At 57.6% G+C, this 15,789-nt stretch carries 11 protein-coding genes, 1 tRNA gene and 2 rRNA genes (1 of these 14 cut by a window edge); 10 read left to right on the top strand and 4 right to left on the bottom strand.

Features of this window, described 5'->3' with window-relative positions; all coding sequences use genetic code 11:
• The first annotated feature begins 156 nt into the window (after nt 1–156).
• Genes CCGE525_RS00410 through CCGE525_RS00395 form a run of 4 tightly spaced genes read left to right on the top strand, consistent with a single transcriptional unit; the run spans nt 157 to nt 5,014 of the window.
• Complete coding sequence (locus CCGE525_RS00410) at nt 157–1,017, top strand: carbohydrate ABC transporter permease (protein ID WP_120702561.1); 861 nt, start codon at nt 157–159, stop codon at nt 1,015–1,017.
• Entirely contained in the window at nt 1,014–1,850 is an 837-nt protein-coding gene (locus tag CCGE525_RS00405) for a carbohydrate ABC transporter permease (RefSeq protein ID WP_120702560.1), read from the top strand. The genes CCGE525_RS00410 and CCGE525_RS00405 overlap by 4 nt, the downstream gene beginning before the upstream one ends.
• 16 nt (nt 1,851–1,866) lie before the next feature.
• The gene (locus tag CCGE525_RS00400; RefSeq protein WP_120702559.1) at nt 1,867–2,955 is read left to right on the top strand and encodes an ABC transporter ATP-binding protein; all 1,089 of its coding nucleotides are present in this window, start codon (nt 1,867–1,869) and stop codon (nt 2,953–2,955) included.
• A gap of 55 nt (nt 2,956–3,010) precedes the next feature.
• Nucleotides 3,011–5,014: an aldo/keto reductase gene (locus CCGE525_RS00395; RefSeq protein ID WP_120702558.1), complete on the top strand. Its 2,004-nt coding sequence runs from the start codon at nt 3,011–3,013 to the stop codon at nt 5,012–5,014.
• 226 nt (nt 5,015–5,240) lie between these two features.
• Here CCGE525_RS00395 and CCGE525_RS00390 read toward each other — a convergent pair whose 3' ends face one another.
• Complete coding sequence (locus CCGE525_RS00390; RefSeq protein ID WP_120702557.1) at nt 5,241–5,774, bottom strand: methylated-DNA--[protein]-cysteine S-methyltransferase; 534 nt, start codon at nt 5,772–5,774, stop codon at nt 5,241–5,243.
• Between the two features lie 766 nt (nt 5,775–6,540).
• Between CCGE525_RS00390 and CCGE525_RS00385 the strand changes: the two genes are divergently transcribed.
• The 6 genes from CCGE525_RS00385 (at nt 6,541) to CCGE525_RS00355 (ending at nt 11,915) form a co-directional block, all read left to right on the top strand.
• Nucleotides 6,541–7,539, top strand: a complete 999-nt coding sequence (locus tag CCGE525_RS00385; protein WP_120702556.1) for a 2-hydroxyacid dehydrogenase — start codon at nt 6,541–6,543, stop codon at nt 7,537–7,539.
• Between the two features lie 50 nt (nt 7,540–7,589).
• Nucleotides 7,590–9,023, top strand: coding sequence for an L-lactate permease (locus tag CCGE525_RS00380; protein WP_120702555.1), 1,434 nt, complete (start codon nt 7,590–7,592; stop codon nt 9,021–9,023).
• Nucleotides 9,024–9,071: 48 nt separating this feature from the next.
• Nucleotides 9,072–9,515 (top strand): IS66-like element accessory protein TnpA, encoded by a 444-nt coding sequence (gene tnpA / locus CCGE525_RS00370; protein ID WP_120702554.1) that lies wholly within the window; start codon nt 9,072–9,074, stop codon nt 9,513–9,515.
• Nucleotides 9,512–9,865, top strand: coding sequence for an IS66 family insertion sequence element accessory protein TnpB (gene tnpB, locus CCGE525_RS00365; protein WP_028005268.1), 354 nt, complete (start codon nt 9,512–9,514; stop codon nt 9,863–9,865). Before tnpA ends, tnpB begins: the two co-directional genes overlap by 4 nt.
• Nucleotides 9,866–9,927: 62 nt before the next feature.
• Nucleotides 9,928–11,580 (top strand): IS66 family transposase, encoded by a 1,653-nt coding sequence (tnpC, locus tag CCGE525_RS00360; protein ID WP_120702553.1) that lies wholly within the window; start codon nt 9,928–9,930, stop codon nt 11,578–11,580.
• A gap of 143 nt (nt 11,581–11,723) precedes the next feature.
• Nucleotides 11,724–11,915: an L-lactate permease gene (locus CCGE525_RS00355; protein ID WP_245472062.1), complete on the top strand. Its 192-nt coding sequence runs from the start codon at nt 11,724–11,726 to the stop codon at nt 11,913–11,915.
• Between the two features lie 354 nt (nt 11,916–12,269).
• On the opposite strand, the gene CCGE525_RS00350 is transcribed toward CCGE525_RS00355, so the two are convergent.
• From CCGE525_RS00350 to CCGE525_RS00340, 3 genes are all read right to left on the bottom strand, one after another.
• Nucleotides 12,270–12,346 (bottom strand) — tRNA-Met (locus CCGE525_RS00350).
• 287 nt (nt 12,347–12,633) lie between these two features.
• Nucleotides 12,634–12,748 (bottom strand): 5S ribosomal RNA (rrf, locus tag CCGE525_RS00345).
• 248 nt (nt 12,749–12,996) lie between these two features.
• Nucleotides 12,997–15,789: ribosomal RNA gene (locus tag CCGE525_RS00340) — 23S ribosomal RNA — on the bottom strand (it continues 136 nt past the right edge of the window).

The raw sequence follows: 15,789 nt of genomic DNA, 5'->3' as shown, positions 1-15,789 counted from the left end.
GGACAAGATGCTCTGGATTCAAAAGACTAGAGCGTCCTTTGTGCGTTCAATTGAACGCACGGCGCTCTAGCCGCGCCCGGCATCTCCGCCGCCCTTGAGGCGGCGGGGATATGGCCTCATACGCCAATTCACTAGGCATAAAAGGAGAAGGCATTCATGCGGTTGCGAAACCGGAGCGCCTATGCGTTCCTTGCACCCTATTTCCTGGTGTTCGCCACCTTCTGGATCTGGCCGATCATCGCTTCGTTCCTAATCTCGTTTCAGAACACGCGCGTCAATCCGTGGGTATTCAGCGCCTCGATCAATTGGGGACGCCTGTTCGGCGACCCGGCCTTCTACAACGCTCTCGCAAACACGCTGATCATCCTGGTTATCCAGGTTCCGGTCATGATCTCGCTCGCCACCGTCATGGCGGTGCTGCTGAACTCGCCGCTTCTAAAGGCGCGAAGCCTGTTCCGCTTTGCCTTCTTCGCTCCCGTCGTGGTCGGCGAAGTGGCCTATGCTGCAGTCTTCCGGCTGATGTTCAATGTGGATTTCGGCATCATCAACAAGCTGCTGGGTGGTATCGGCATCGCACCGGTTTCCTGGTTTTCCGAAGCACATGCCGCCATGCTGCTGATCATCATCGCGGTGACCTGGCGCTGGTCCGGCTACAACGCCATCATCATCTTGTCCGGGCTGCAATCGATCCCTGAGGATGTCTATGAGGCCGCCACGCTCGACCGTGTCAGCCGCGTCAAGCAATTCTTCTACATTACCCTGCCGCTGTTGAAGCCGATCATCCTCTTTTGCGTGGTGCTGTCGGTCATCGGTACGATGCAGCTCTTCACCGAGCCCTTCCTGATCACCAATCGAGGCGGTCCGGGCGGTGCGACGGAGACGCTCGGCCTCTTGCTCTATCGCCAAGGTTTCCAATCGCTGAACTTCGGCTACGCCTCGGCGATTGCCTACACCATGGCGGCGCTCGCCGTAGCCATCTCTCTTCTCAATCTCTGGGTGGGGCGCGAACCGAAATGAAATCCAAGTCCAAATCCACTCTGATGCGATCGGTCGCGCTGCACGCCCTGCTGACGCCACTTGCCATTATATGGCTGTTTCCGCTCTGGATGATGTTTGTCTTCTCGACGATGCCGGACTACGGCATTTTCAGCCCGGACATCATCCTGACCCCGTCGACGAGTTTCCTCGACAACGTTCGGAATCTGCAGGCCGACACCAACTTTTTCGGTGCCATGACCATCTCCATCGTCGTTGCGGTCATCTACACCTTCCTGTCGGTTCTTTTGACCTCGATGGCCGGATGGGCGCTTGCCCGCTACCGCTTCCTCGGCCAGTCCGTCGTCATCGGCATCATCCTCGGAACGATCACGCTGCCCTATTCCGTCGTCGTCATTCCGCAATTCATCATGGTGGCGCGCAACTTCCATATGGCGAACACCTGGACCGCGCTGATCGTGCCGCCACTCTTCAATTCGCTCGGCGTCCTCTTCATGCGTCAGGCCTTTTCGATGATGCCGGGCGAGCTCTTCGACGCCGCCCGCGTCGAGGGTGTCAAGGAGTGGCAGATCTTCCTGCGCATCGCCCTTCCGCTGGCAAGGCCGACCATGGCCGCGCTCGCCATCATCCTGTTCCTGGTCTCCTGGAACAACTACCTCTGGCCGCTGCTGATCAACTCCAAACCAGGCATGATGACGGCGCCGGTGGCGTTGGGAACGCTTATCGGCCTCACCAAGGTCTCCTGGGGCGGCATCATGGCCGGCGCGGTCATGCTGACGGCGCCAATCCTGATCGTCTTCGTTCTCCTGCAACGCCACTTCATCGCCGGCATTGCCGCCGGCGCAATCAAATAATTCCGGGAGATCCCGTATGGCAGAATTGTCCCTCACCAATGTTGTCAAGCGTTACGGCGCCCTTGAGATCATCCACGGCGCCAATCTCGAAGTGAAGGCCGGAGAATTCGTCGTCTTCGTCGGCCCATCTGGCTGCGGCAAGTCCACGCTGCTGCGCATGATTGCCGGCCTGGAGGACATTTCCGGCGGCGACATCAGCATCGGCGGCCGCACCGTCAACGATGTCGAGCCGGCCGATCGCGGCATTGCCATGGTGTTCCAGTCCTACGCGCTTTATCCGCACCTGACCGTCGAACAGAATCTCAGCTTCGGCCTTCGTATGAACGGCAACCCGAAGGCCGATACCGACCGCCGCGTCAAACAGGCGGCCGAGATCCTGCAGATCACCGAGCTGATGCAACGCCGGCCGAAGCAGCTTTCAGGCGGCCAGCGCCAACGCGTCGCCATCGGCCGCGCCATTGTGCGCGAGCCGAGGATCTTCCTCTTCGACGAGCCGCTGTCCAATCTCGACGCCGAGCTGCGCGTGCAGATGCGCGTCGAGATCTCGCGCCTCCACAAGAAGCTTGGCACAACGATGATCTATGTGACGCACGACCAGACGGAGGCGATGACGCTTGCCGACAAGATCGTCGTGCTGCGCGGTGGCAATATCGAACAGATCGGCGCGCCGCTCGATCTCTATGACGATCCCGCCAATCAGTTCGTTGCCGGCTTCGTCGGCTCGCCGAAGATGAATTTCCTGCCGGCCGAGATCGTCGAAAAGCAGCCCTACGGCGTCACCGTTGCGCTGAAGAAGCAACCCGAGGTTCGCTTGTCCCTGCAGATCGCCTCGACTGACGCCGAGGTGGGCCAGGCGGTTACACTCGGCGTCCGTCCCGAACATTTTCTCGAGGCTGGCCGTGGCGATATCGACATGACCGTCGACGTCGACGTCGCCGAGCATCTCGGCAATACCAGCTACGTCTACGCCAACATCGCCGGCGGCGAACAGATCATCATCGAGCGGGAAGAATCCCGCAATACCAGCAATCGCGACACGCTGACCGTCGCCCTCTCCGCAGCCAAGACATTCCTCTTCGACGGCGCCGGCAAACGGTTGCGATAGGCGCCATCCCCTTGCACTCCCAAGACAGCATGCAGATTTACGAAAGGACCGCTTTATGAGTACAGACGCACCCATCCGCTGGGGGATTGTCGGCCCCGGCAAGATCGCCCAGACCTTCGCCGACGGCGTTGCCCATTCGCGCACCGGAAAACTGGTGGCTATCGCCAGCCGCAATCCTGACAAGCCGGGCCTTGGCGAAAATTTCCCGGGGGCGCGCATCCTCCACGGTTACGAAGCGCTGCTGACCGATAAAGACACCGATGCCGTCTATATCGCCACGCCGCATACGGGCCATGCTGAATGGGCGATCAAGGCGATCCGCGCCGGCAAGCATGTGCTCGTCGAAAAGCCGATCGCATTGTCGGCTTATGACGCAGAGGCGATCTATTATGAAGCCAAGAAGGCCGGCGTCTTTGCCGGCGAAGCCTTCATGTACCGCGTCCATCCGCAGACAGCGAAGCTGATCGAGCTGGTGAAAAGCGGCGTCATCGGCGAGATCCGCATCATCCGCTCATCCTTCGGCTTCAACATGGGCACGGTCAAGCCGGAGCACCGATTGTTTGCCAACGACACCGGCGGCGGCGGTATTCTGGATGTCGGCGGCTATCCGGTGTCGATGGCGCGGCTGATCGCAGGTGCCGTTGAAGGCAAGCCGTTCCTCGACCCGGAAAAAGTCTCCGGCGTCGCCCATCTCGGCCAGACGGGCGTCGACGAATGGGCTTCCGCCGTGCTGAAATTCCCGAATAACATCATCGCCGAAGTGTCCTGCTCTATCATGGCGAACCAGGACAACACGCTGCGCATCATCGGCTCGGATGGCAGCCTGGAAGTCAAGGATTTCTGGTTTGCCTCCGGCCACAAGGGCGGCATTGGCAAGATCGAACTTATCAAGGGCGCCGAGACGCAGACCATCGAAGTCAAGGAGGACCGTTGGCTCTATTCCTTCGAAGTCGACGCCGCTGGCGAGGCCATTCGCGCCGGTCGGGCGGAATTCGCCTATCCGGGCATCGGCTGGGCGGATTCGATCGGTAACCTGCGCGTTCTCGATCAGTGGCGGGCCTCTGTCGGCCTCGAATACGAGGTCGAGAAGGCGACGCGGCGGACAACGAACATTGCCGGCGCAACGGTTACCAAGGGCGATAGCATTCCGAAGCGTAACATTCCCGGCATTGCCAAGCCGGCTTCGATCGTCACGCTCGGCTTCGAATTCTTCCCGAATTTCGCCGCCGCTTCCCTGACGCTCGACGCCTTCTACGAAGCCGGAGGAAACGCCTTCGACACGGCCTATGTCTATGGCGCCGGTAAGACCGAGAGCATTTTCGGCGATTGGCACACCAGCCGCAGGGTTCCGCGCGAGGAAATCGTGCTGATCGGCAAGGGTGCGCATTCGCCCCTTTGCTATCCGGACATGATCGCCAAGCAGCTCGACCAATCGCTGAACCGGCTCAAAACCGACTATGTCGATATCTACTTCATGCATCGCGACAACACGGCCGTTCCGGTCGGTGAATTCGTCGATGTCATGGATGCCGAGGTCAAGGCCGGCCGCATCCGCGGCATCTTCGGCGGCTCCAACTGGACGCGGGCTCGTTTTGACGAAGCGATCGCCTATGCCGAGAAGAATGGAAAGACGGCGCCGTCGGCGCTTTCCAACAACTTCTCGCTGGCCGAAATGCTCGACCCGATCTGGGCCGGATGCGTCGCCGCCTCCGACGACGAATGGAAAGCCTGGCTCAATGCCAAGCAGATCCCGAACTTCGCTTGGTCGAGCCAGGGCCGCGGCTTCTTCACCGACCGCGCCGGCCGCGACAAGCGAAATGAAGAGGAGCTGGTCCGCGTCTGGTATTCCGAGCGCAATTTCGGCCGTCGCGACCGGGCAATAGAACTGGCGCAGAAGCTTGGCCGCAACCCGATCCACATCGCGCTTGCCTATGTGGTCGCCCAGCCCTTCCCGGTCATCCCGCTGATCGGACCGCGCACGATCGCCGAACTGGAAGACAGCCTCTCGGCGCTCGACATCAAGCTGACGCCAGAGCAGGTGAAGTGGCTCGAAGGCTGATATGAGCCGATGGCCGGTTTGATGAGTTCAGGCCGGCCATCTCGCACATGGTCAGAGGCCGAAAATAAAAACAGCCCGCTTGGTTCGACAAGCGGGCTGTTTTGTCATTGCAATTTGCCAATGGCCTGGCCGCCGTCGGTACAGCTGGATCCAGCATGTTCGGTGCCAGCCCGAATGAATCGCGACAGCCACCGGACGTCTCGTCTGGTTGGGCGCGGCCAATCTGTCACGCCGCAAAATTGAACGTTTTGGTGTCGGAACCTTCAAAGCCCAAAAGATAGGTCTTCCGCTCCAGGCCACCGGCAAATCCCCTCAGGTCACCCGCCGATCCGATGACGCGATGGCACGGTGCGATGATGGAGATCGGATTCCTGCCATTGGCAGCGCCCACCGCACGTATGGCTTTGGGAGCGCCGATCTGTTCGGCAATCTGCGTATAGGAGCGTGTCTCTCCGAAGGGGATGGTGAGCAGCGCATGCCACACCTTCCTTTGAAACTCGGTGCCCAAAAAATCGAGCGGGAGGTCGAAAACTTTTCGTTTGCCGGCAAAGTATTCCTGCAACTGCCGCTCCGCCTCTATGAGAACGGGATGGTTCGCATCCTCTGCGACGATATTCAGCGGAACACGGTTTGGCCGGTCGATATCCCAGAGGATCGCCGCCAAACCCTCATCGCTGGCGACGAGCTTCAACACGCCCACAGGCGAATTCGCGATCCTGTAGACATAATCTTTCTGCGCACCTCGCGCCGTCCTGGCCATGTCGATTTCCTCTCGCTGGCGTCGAACCGGATCGACGAAACGGCCCTCGCCGCAGTAAGACGCCTGATCGCTGCTAATCCGATACGCCGCTAACAATGACGCATATGATCAAATATACCGGCCGCGGCCCACCCGAAAACTGTTTCGACCAAGGGAAAGCACAATATTTTCATGCCGGCGCGTGGCCCGTTTCGCTCGATACTCATCTGCGAGCAAGGGGCGGCCTCCTGGGATCGCGATGAGACACCCATGAGGCTAAGGTTTTCGCGGAGGACACTGACGGCTGTGTGCTGAGGTGTTAGGGACGTTTGGTTGGAGGGGCGAGTCCAAAGAGACTTGTAGATCATCATGTTTCGTCCTCTTGCCCGGACGAAATCAGACTCGCTAGCGATACGACGTCAGCGTCGCAAATCAAGGCAAGGCTTTCGCGCTCCAATCTAACCAAGTCCGAATATTTCGGCTTGGTAATTCCGCACTCAAGCGGCGTCCACGGCGATAGAGCCTACGTGATGCTACGGGCATCATCACACAAGCGGTGCTACCATCTAACCGTGAATATTTCTTGCCTGGACGATAATTGGGAGGCCTGCATGTTACTTGGTGTCCCTTATTTTCCTCCCTCTGAGAGGCTGTCGACATCCGGTGGCCTCGGCATCCACTTCCTTTACGACGAAGACGCTGATTGCGCCGACACGCGAGCCTTCGGGCAATGCCACTCCGTTCGTTAAGGGCGAGCGCAGTCTCAAGCACGACGATAGGATTACCCATGAAAATAGCCGTCTTCAGCGCTCATACCTACGATAAGAATTTCTTGGATGACGCTAATCGGCGTGAACCGGCGCCCTTCGACCTGATTTACCAGGAAGCCAGTCTGTCTTTGCAGACGGCGGCCTTTGCACAGGGCTGCGATGCCATATGCGTCTTCGTCAACGATGTTGTGGATGCACCCGTCCTTGAGGCTTTGTACAGGCTCGGTGTGAAGGGCGTCTTTCTCCGTTGCGCAGGCTTCAACAATGTCGATATCGACGCGGCCCAAAAGCTTGGTCTCCTCGTCGCGCGCGTGCCTGCCTACGCGCCGGAGGCCGTCGCGGAGCACACGGTGGCGCTGATCATGACGCTTAACCGGCACACACATCGCGCCTATAACCGCGTTCGCGAAGGCAATTTCATGCTCAACGGCCTGTTGGGCATGACCCTTCACAAAAAGACGGTCGGCATCATCGGCACAGGTAAGATCGGACTCGCTGTCGCGAAAATCATGAACGGTTTTGGCTGCCGTGTTCTTGGGTTCGATCCAACGCCCTCCCCGGGATTTACAGCCATAGGCGAAATGGTGGACCTGGATAGCCTGCTGGCACAGTCTGATATCGTCACGCTCCATTGCCCGCTCTTTGAACACAACCGACACATGATCAACAGAGAGAAACTGGGTTTGATGAAACCTGGCGCAATGCTGATCAATACGTCCCGCGGAGCACTAATCGATACGCGAGCTGTCATTCAGGCGTTGAAATCCCGTCGCTTGGGCGCTCTTGGTATCGATGTGTACGAGGAGGAGAGCGCGCTTTTCTTTCACGATCGGTCGTCCGATATCATCGACGACGACGTCTTTCAGCGGTTGATGACTTTTCCCAATGTCCTGGTGACCGGTCATCAGGGCTTTTTTACCACCGAGGCCTTGCGCGAGATTGCTGACGTCACGTTTCAGAACCTGAATTGCCTGGCCAATGGGACAAACTGCCCGAATGCCGTTCTGAAAGCATGAAGCCCTCCTTCTGACACCACACCTGATATCGAGCGAACCAGGAAAAGCCGATGTGGCAGCACACATACGATCCGTTGGGAAACATCTATCTTTCGGCATTGGTTGCTGCGCTTCCTATCCTGTTCTTTTTGGTCGCGCTGATTTTCCTGAAGCTCCCGGGATTGACCGCTGCAGTCGCCACGCTGGCGATATCAATCATCATCTCTTCCGTTGTATTTCATATGCCACTGGAAAAGATACTTGGAGCCGCGATCTTTGGCATCCTCAGCGGGTTGTGGCCGATCGGCTATATCGTGCTTATGGCGGTCTGGCTTTACCGGCTGGCGGTCAAAAGCGGCAAGTTCGAGGTTATCCGGGGCAGCATCGCAACGATTTCGGATGATCAACGCATTCAGGTCATTTTGATTGCGTTCTGCTTCGGCGCGTTCCTGGAAGGGGCTGCCGGATTCGGCGTACCGATTGCCATCTGCGCGGCGCTGCTCGTAGAACTTGGCTTCAAACCGATCAAGGCAGCCATGCTCTGCCTGCTGGCAAATGCCGCAAGTGGCGCATACGGCGCGATCGGCATTCCCGTCTTGGTCGGTGCACAGCAAGGTCGGGTCAGTCTGACTGACATGTCTGCCATGATGATCGCGATCGTCCAACTTTCCACGCTGTTCGTGCCGCTATTGCTCATTGTTGTTCTGGATGGCTATCGAGGCATCAGAGAAACTTGGCCTGTGCTGCTCCTGATCGGCGCTCTGTTCAGCGGCCTCCAAACGCTCACGTTGTATTTTGTCGGACCGGAACTGACTGACATCGTGGCCCCATTGGGCTCCATGGGCACGCTGGCATTGTTCATGCAGTTCTGGCAGCCGAGGCAGATTTATCGAGAGGATAGCGCTCCGCCGATATCAGCGAAGCGGTGGTCGCTGACGCAGGTCATTAAGGCTTGGTCGCCCTTTTACATTTTGACCTGTGTCATTCTGTTATGGAGCTTACCGCAATTTAAAAGCCTATTCGCGGGGGACGGTCCTCTCGCGGGCACAGTGCTGAAACTGCAAATCCCCTTCCTGCATCTTCAGATCGAGGAAATGCCTCCGATCGCGGACACAACTCATGCACTACCTGCCGTTTGGAACGTAGCTCTGATCAGCGCATCTGGAACCGCAATTTTAATCGCGGTAATTCTCACCACCTTATTCTCATCGAGATTGTCGCCTTCGGAATCGTTCAACCAGCTCAAGTCAGTCATTTGTGACCTTTGGAGCCCGCTTGCCATGATTTCTCTCATCATGGCCGTTGCGTATATTGCCAATTTCTCCGGAGCGTCATCCAGCATCGGTCTGGGGCTTGCTGAAACTGGCTGGATCTTTCCCTTGATTGCACCCGTGATCGGCTGGTTCGGCGTGTTCATTACTGGATCCGTCGTTAACAGCAATACGCTTTTCGCCCATCTGCAATGTAAGCGCCGTCTCCGCCCCATTGGATTGGCTGTATTTTGAGGCTTGCTGCGTGTGCGAGAAGGTTTCCAGGACTATCTGGAGATTGGCATGGCAGATGATGGATTTGTTGGCCGCTACGAAATTGTCGAGCCGCGCCGCGGAAACCGGCGCTGGCCGGATGATGTGAAGGCGCGGATCGTGGCGGAAAGCCTTGAGCCTGGTGTTCGTGTTGTTGATGTCGCGCGCCGTCATGACGTTGTGCCGCACCAGCTTTCCTTGTGGCGCCGGCAAGTGCGCGAGGGCATTCTGGCCCTGCCTTTTGAGGCTATGTCGGGCCTGTCGGAGAGCGGCGATGCCGCGCCTGCATTTGTGCCTTTGGCGGTTGCGGCAGAGCCGAGCGAGGCGGTGAATGTTTTGGCGCCGCCGCTGCCGGAGGCGGGTTGGCCGGTCTTGACGTTGGAGATCGGCCCGGATGTTGTGATGCGGGTTCCCGGCGATGTGCCGGTTGAACGTGTGGCGGCTCTGGTACGAGCCATGCGAGGGACGGCATGATCGTCGCGGGCCAACGACTGCCGATCCTGATTGCAACGCGTCCGGTGGACTTCCGCTGTGGGCATCAGGCGCTGGCCTTGATGGTGCAGACCGAGTTGAAGCTCGACCCGCATTCCGGGGTGACGGTGATCTTCCGGTCGAAGCGCGGGGATCGCCTGAAGATCCTGGTGTGGGATGGCACCGGAATGGTGCTAACCTACAAAATTCTTGAACATGGAAACTTTGCCTGGCCCAAGGTTCAGGATGGGACGATGCGTCTTTCCAGGGGTCAATATGAGGCTTTGTTCGAAGGTCTTGACTGGCGACGGGTCATGGCACAGCGGGTGACCGCGCCGTCGGCGGCAGGGTAAATATCCGGCCGTCTTTGCATTGTTTTATTTGGCTTTTTTGTGCTGCCTTGCTATAAGGCCGCATGTCGTCGCGCCTTGATCTCAGCCTGTTTCCGGACCTTCCGCCAGAGGTTATCAAAGCCTTTGCGGCGATGCAGTTCGAGCTGTCGGTCGAGCGTGCTGCGCGTCAGCATGAGCAGGCTGTGGTGGCCGAAAAGGACGCCTTCATCGCCGAGCTGAAGGAACTGATCGAGAAGCTTGAGGGGCAGGTTCACGACTATCGGCGCACCAAGTTCGGGCCGAAATCGGAAAAGCTCGATCCGGCGCAGATGGAACTGGCGCTGGAAGACCTTGAAACGGCGATTGCCGAAACACAGGCGCGGATCGCCGCCGTCGAGAAAAAGATCGAAGCCAGCGCATCCGATCCGGAAAAGGCCGCTCCTCGCAAGGAGCGTAAGGCCCGTGCACTGCCCGAACACCTGCCGCGGGTCGAGAAGGTGATTGAGCCCGACAGTATTGTCTGCCCCTGTGGTTGCGGCAACATGGTCCGGATCGGCGAAGATCGGACGGAACGGCTCGACCGGATTCCGGCACGCTACGAGGTGATCGTCACGATCCGCCCGAAATACGCATGCCCCAAGGGTCGAACGGGCGTCGTCCAAGCCAGAGCGCCGGCGCATCTCTTGGAAGGGAGCTGGCCGACGGAAGCCCTTCTGGCTGAGATTGCCGTCTCCAAGCATTCCGAACATATGCCGCTCAACCGGCAGGCCGAAGTCATGGCGCGACACGGGGTGCCGATAGACCGCACGGTCCTGGCCGATTGGCTTGGGCGCACGGGCAGCGAAATCGCACCGGTGGTCGACCACATGGCCGAACGGCTGCTGTCGGAAAGCGCGCGGCTCTATGTCGACGAGACCACGGCTCCGGTGTTGGATCCGGGGCGCGGCAAGACGAAGACCGGTTATCTATGGGCCGTGTTGCGTGACGATCGCGGCTGGAATGGCTCCGCGCCGTCGGGCGTGGTGTTCCATTATCGACCTGGGCGTAAAGGCGAATATGCCGCTGAAATCCTCGACGGCTTCAACGGGACAATCCAGGTGGATGCCTACGGTGGTTACTCTCACCTCGCCACGTCGGACCGGATGGGTGGCGACCCCTTGAAGCTGGCTTTCTGTTGGGCGCACGGACGCAGGAAGCTGATCAAGGCCACGCCAAAGAGTGGATCGCCCATCGTCGACGAGGCGCTGGTGCGGATCGCCGCGCTCTACAAGATCGAAGACAGTATCCGGGGCTCAGATCCCAAACATCGCCGGGCAGTTCGACAGGACCTGTCCCTCCCGCTGGTGGACGAGTTCTTCACCTGGCTGGCAGCGCAAGCCAAGCGCATCTCACGCAAGTCTGACCTCGGAAAAGCCCTGGCTTATATGCTAACGCGGCAGGACGGCTTCCGGCTGTTCCTGGACGACGGCCACGTCGATATCGACTCCAACCTGGTGGAAAACGCGATCCGCCGACCCGCCATGAACCGCCGCAATGCGCTCTTTGCGGGGCACGATGAAGGGGGCCGCAATTGGGCCCGGTTTGCCAGCCTGATCGGCACTTGTAAAATGAACGGCGTTGAGCCCTACGCCTATCTGTGCGACCTCTTCACCCGCCTCGCAAACGGCCACCTCGCCAAAGACATCGACGCCCTGATGCCATGGGCTTATGCGCAACGGATCAGAGCCTCACAATGAGCTCGTCAGGTACTCTTCGGTGAGCTCATTTGACGGCCCGTAGATCAACCTCAGACCGCTGCAACTGAAAATTCGATGGGGCGTGGACGCCGCATACTCTGCAATCGGTTACAGCGTCTCAGATCGGGACCAGCCAGGCGCTCTTGGTAGCCGCCAATACGAGTGGCGGAGTGATGGCAAAACTGATCTCGCCGCAGTCCATCGCCATCGCCGCAGCTGCGGTAGGCCAAGTTGGCCGAGAAGCTGACATCATGCGGACAACTCTGCTCCATAGTTTCGGGCTCCTCGTCTATGTCTGCCTTTGGACATTCATCTTGTCGTTCCTGGTTTGGTGACAACGACGCCTTCATCATAAATTTGGACCGCGTACCAAGGCGATCGATGAAATGTTCCTGATCCCTCGACTGGGAGAACCGGCGACCGGTTTCTATTCTCCGACCAAGCTCTGCTCGCTCGCGTGCTGCGCTGGAGTCTTGGCGCCAGCGATAACGATGTGTTGTGTGGGAATTGGCTTTGGGGGCAGGCTTTGCACCGTTCGTTGCTTCGAACAGTCCACTGGACTGTCCGATCGAGCTATGCTCGAGCGCGCCTCACCCTTGAGGTTATGGTGCTTAGGACGAGGAGCTACCATTGCCAGCGAAGATGAAGTCTTGGCGGCAGCGACAAGGATCTTGTGAGGAAGGGAAGATTGGTTGCGGGGGCAGGATTTGAACCTGCGGCCTTCAGGTTATGAGCCTGACGAGCTACCGGGCTGCTCCACCCCGCGTTACCAGCGTAAACCGCTAAGCGGTTTATCGCGCCCGAGCAAACCGCGTTGCGGTTTGTCCGCCCTGAGCGAACCCAAAGGGTTCGTCGGAGCTTGAGCAAGCCGTTTGCGGTTTGCGTCATCCACGTAAACCCGGAGGGTTTATCGTGTGTTCCCTTGGCACCATATTTCGGAGCCGAGGTATAAGTGCTTTTCAGAAGCGACAAAGGCCGCTTGCTAGCGGCCTATTGTAACACGGCTAGGCCGTTTTAGTGACGAGAAGATTTTAGATGAGTTGCGTTTAGCAGACCTGGCAGTGACCTACTCTCCCGCGTCTTGAGACGAAGTACCATGGGCGCAGGGGCGTTTCACGGCCGTGTTCGGAAAGGGAACGGGTGCAGCCACCCCGCCATAACCACCAGGTCAGCGAAGCGCAACTTGTTAGTCCATGCGGTCCGCATGGACTAACAAGTTGCTCTTCTCTGGCGCAGATGCCTTTCCTTCTCGCTTGTCGCTCGAAGGGGACCTGCGCTGAGCATCCGGACACCTCGAAGTTGAGGCGACAGGGAGCACATCGTAGCCATGCTTTTGCATGGATGTTTGAGAAGCTGGATTTTGTTTATTGAACACGTCTTTGGACACTCATCTTTTGATGAGCACGAGCAATGGGAACGATCAAGCCAATCGAGCTATTAGTACCGGTAAGCTTCATGCGTTGCCGCACTTCCACACCCGGCCTATCAACGTGGTCGTCTACCACGGCTCTGATAGGGAACACTCGTTTTCAGGTGGGTTTCCCGCTTAGATGCCTTCAGCGGTTATCCCTTCCATATATAGCTACCCTGCTATGCCCTTGGCAGGACAACAGGTCCACCAGAGATATGTCCATCCCGGTCCTCTCGTACTAGGGACAGATCCTGTCAATATTCCTACACCCACGGCAGATAGGGACCGAACTGTCTCACGACGTTCTGAACCCAGCTCACGTACCGCTTTAATTGGCGAACAGCCAAACCCTTGGGACCTGCTCCAGCCCCAGGATGCGATGAGCCGACATCGAGGTGCCAAACAACCCCGTCGATATGGACTCTTGGGGGTCATCAGCCTGTTATCCCCGGCGTACCTTTTATCCGTTGAGCGATGGCCCTTCCACGCGGGACCACCGGATCACTATGACCGACTTTCGTCTCTGCTCGACTTGTCAGTCTCGCAGTCAGGCGGGCTTATGCCATTGCACTCGACGACCGATTTCCGACCGGTCTGAGCCCACCATCGCGCGCCTCCGTTACTCTTTCGGAGGCGACCGCCCCAGTCAAACTACCCACCATACACTGTCCCGGATCCGGATAACGGACCGCGGTTAGACATCCATGACGATAAGGGTGGTATTTCAAGGATGGCTCCACAAGAACTGGCGTCCCTGCTTCAAAGCCTACCACCTATCCTACACATGCCGACACGAATGCCAGTGTAAAGCTATAGTAAAGGTGCACGGGGTCTTTCCGTCTGACCGCAGGAACCCCGCATCTTCACGGGGAATTCAATTTCACTGAGTCTATGTTGGAGACAGCGGGGAAGTCGTTACGCCATTCGTGCAGGTCGGAACTTACCCGACAAGGAATTTCGCTACCTTAGGACCGTTATAGTTACGGCCGCCGTTTACTGGGGCTTCGATTCAGAGCTTGCACCCCTCCTCTTAACCTTCCAGCACCGGGCAGGCGTCAGACCCTATACGTCGTCTTGCGACTTCGCAGAGCCCTGTGTTTTTGGTAAACAGTCGCTACCCCCTGGTCTGTGCCACCCTCACATACTTGCGTACATAAGGGTCACGCTTCTTCCGAAGTTACGCGTGCAATTTGCCGAGTTCCTTCAACATAGTTCTCTCAAGCGCCTTGGTATACTCTACCTGACCACCTGTGTCGGTTTCGGGTACGGTCTATACGGTGGAGCTATTTCCTGGAACCGCGTCCCTGCAAGATCAATCCAATAAGACCTTACAAGTTGAGCAATCCGTCACTTCCACCAGGCCCACGAATATTAACGTGGTTCCCATCGACTACGCGTGTCCGCCTCGTCTTAGGGGCCGGCTAACCCTGCTCAGATTAACTTTAAGCAGGAACCCTTGGTCTTTCGGCGAGAGGGTCTCTCACCCTCTTTATCGTTACTCATGTCAACATTCGCACTTCCGATACCTCCAGGACGCCTCACGGCTATCCCTTCATCAGCTTACGGAACGCTCCGCTACCACTCCTCAAAGAGGAATCCTCAGCTTCGGTGCATGGCTTTAGCCCCGTTACATTTTCGGCGCAAAGACCCTTGACTAGACCAGTGAGCTGTTACGCTTTCTTTAAATGATGGCTGCTTCTAAGCCAACATCCTGGTTGTTTTGGGATCCTCACATCCTTTCCCACTTAGCCATGACTTGGGGACCTTAGCTGGAGGTTAGGGTTGTTGCCCTTTTCACGACGGACGTTAGCACCCGCCGTGTGTCTGCCTGGTAGTACTTCCCGGTATTCGGAGTTTGGTTAGGATCAGTAAGACGGTGAGTCCCCATAGCCCATCCAGTGCTCTACCCCCGGGAGTATTCGCCAGACGCTCTACCTAAATAGATTTCGCGGAGAACCAGCTATTTCCGAGTTTGATTGGCCTTTCACCCCTAGCCACAAGTCATCCCAATCTATTGCAACAGATGCGGGTTCGGTCCTCCAGTTGGTGTTACCCAACCTTCAACCTGCTCATGGCTAGATCACTCGGTTTCGGGTCTAATGCAACAAACTATATCGCCCTATTCAGACTCGCTTTCGCTTCGCCTACACCTACCGGCTTAAGCTTGCTTGTTACACTAAGTCGTTGACCCATTATACAAAAGGTACGCCGTCACCCTTGCGGGCTCCGACTGTTTGTAGGCATCCAGTTTCAGGTTCTATTTCACTCCCCTTGTCGGGGTGCTTTTCACCTTTCCCTCACGGTACTGGTTCGCTATCGGTCATGCACGAGTACTTAGGCTTGGAGCGTGGTCGCCCCATGTTCAGACAGGATTTCTCGTGTCCCGCCCTACTCTAGGACAATGAATGTATCTACGCGTACGGGGCTGTCACCCTCTACGGCAAACCTTTCCAGGTTCTTCCACTTTAACACTCATTGCCACTGGCCTGGTCCGCGTTCGCTCGCCACTACTTGCGGAGTCTCGGTTGATGTCCTTTCCTGCAGGTACTTAGATGTTTCAGTTCCCTGCGTTCGCTTCTTACACCCTATTTTATTCAGGTGAAGATACCTTTTAACAATACTTGGAAACCTGAAGTGTTTTACCGGCCACCAGCCCGTTGAGGCTACGCCGCATCAGCGGCGACGGCCTCTGGCCTTGCGAAGCCCAAAGGCTTCGATCCTTTTCCCTCGCTTACCCATAAGAGCAAAGCAGGAAACAAGGAGGTCAGTCGGTCAACAATTCAGATTTTCCAAGTATT

Source organism: Rhizobium jaguaris (assembly GCF_003627755.1).
Classification (GTDB): Bacteria; Pseudomonadota; Alphaproteobacteria; order Rhizobiales; family Rhizobiaceae; genus Rhizobium; species Rhizobium jaguaris.
This window is presented reverse-complemented; position numbering and strand designations above follow the sequence as displayed.

Coding starts and splice junctions, on each gene's coding strand:
- CCGE525_RS00385 (WP_120702556.1), top strand. CDS start 6,541: ATGAAAATAGCCGTCTTCAGCGCTCATACCTACGATAAGAATTTCTTG.
- CCGE525_RS00410 (WP_120702561.1), top strand. CDS start 157: ATGCGGTTGCGAAACCGGAGCGCCTATGCGTTCCTTGCACCCTATTTC.
- CCGE525_RS00380 (WP_120702555.1), top strand. CDS start 7,590: ATGTGGCAGCACACATACGATCCGTTGGGAAACATCTATCTTTCGGCA.
- tnpB (WP_028005268.1), top strand. CDS start 9,512: ATGATCGTCGCGGGCCAACGACTGCCGATCCTGATTGCAACGCGTCCG.
- tnpA (WP_120702554.1), top strand. CDS start 9,072: ATGGCAGATGATGGATTTGTTGGCCGCTACGAAATTGTCGAGCCGCGC.
- CCGE525_RS00395 (WP_120702558.1), top strand. CDS start 3,011: ATGAGTACAGACGCACCCATCCGCTGGGGGATTGTCGGCCCCGGCAAG.
- CCGE525_RS00405 (WP_120702560.1), top strand. CDS start 1,014: ATGAAATCCAAGTCCAAATCCACTCTGATGCGATCGGTCGCGCTGCAC.
- CCGE525_RS00400 (WP_120702559.1), top strand. CDS start 1,867: ATGGCAGAATTGTCCCTCACCAATGTTGTCAAGCGTTACGGCGCCCTT.
- tnpC (WP_120702553.1), top strand. CDS start 9,928: ATGTCGTCGCGCCTTGATCTCAGCCTGTTTCCGGACCTTCCGCCAGAG.
- CCGE525_RS00390 (WP_120702557.1), bottom strand. CDS start 5,774: ATGGCCAGGACGGCGCGAGGTGCGCAGAAAGATTATGTCTACAGGATC.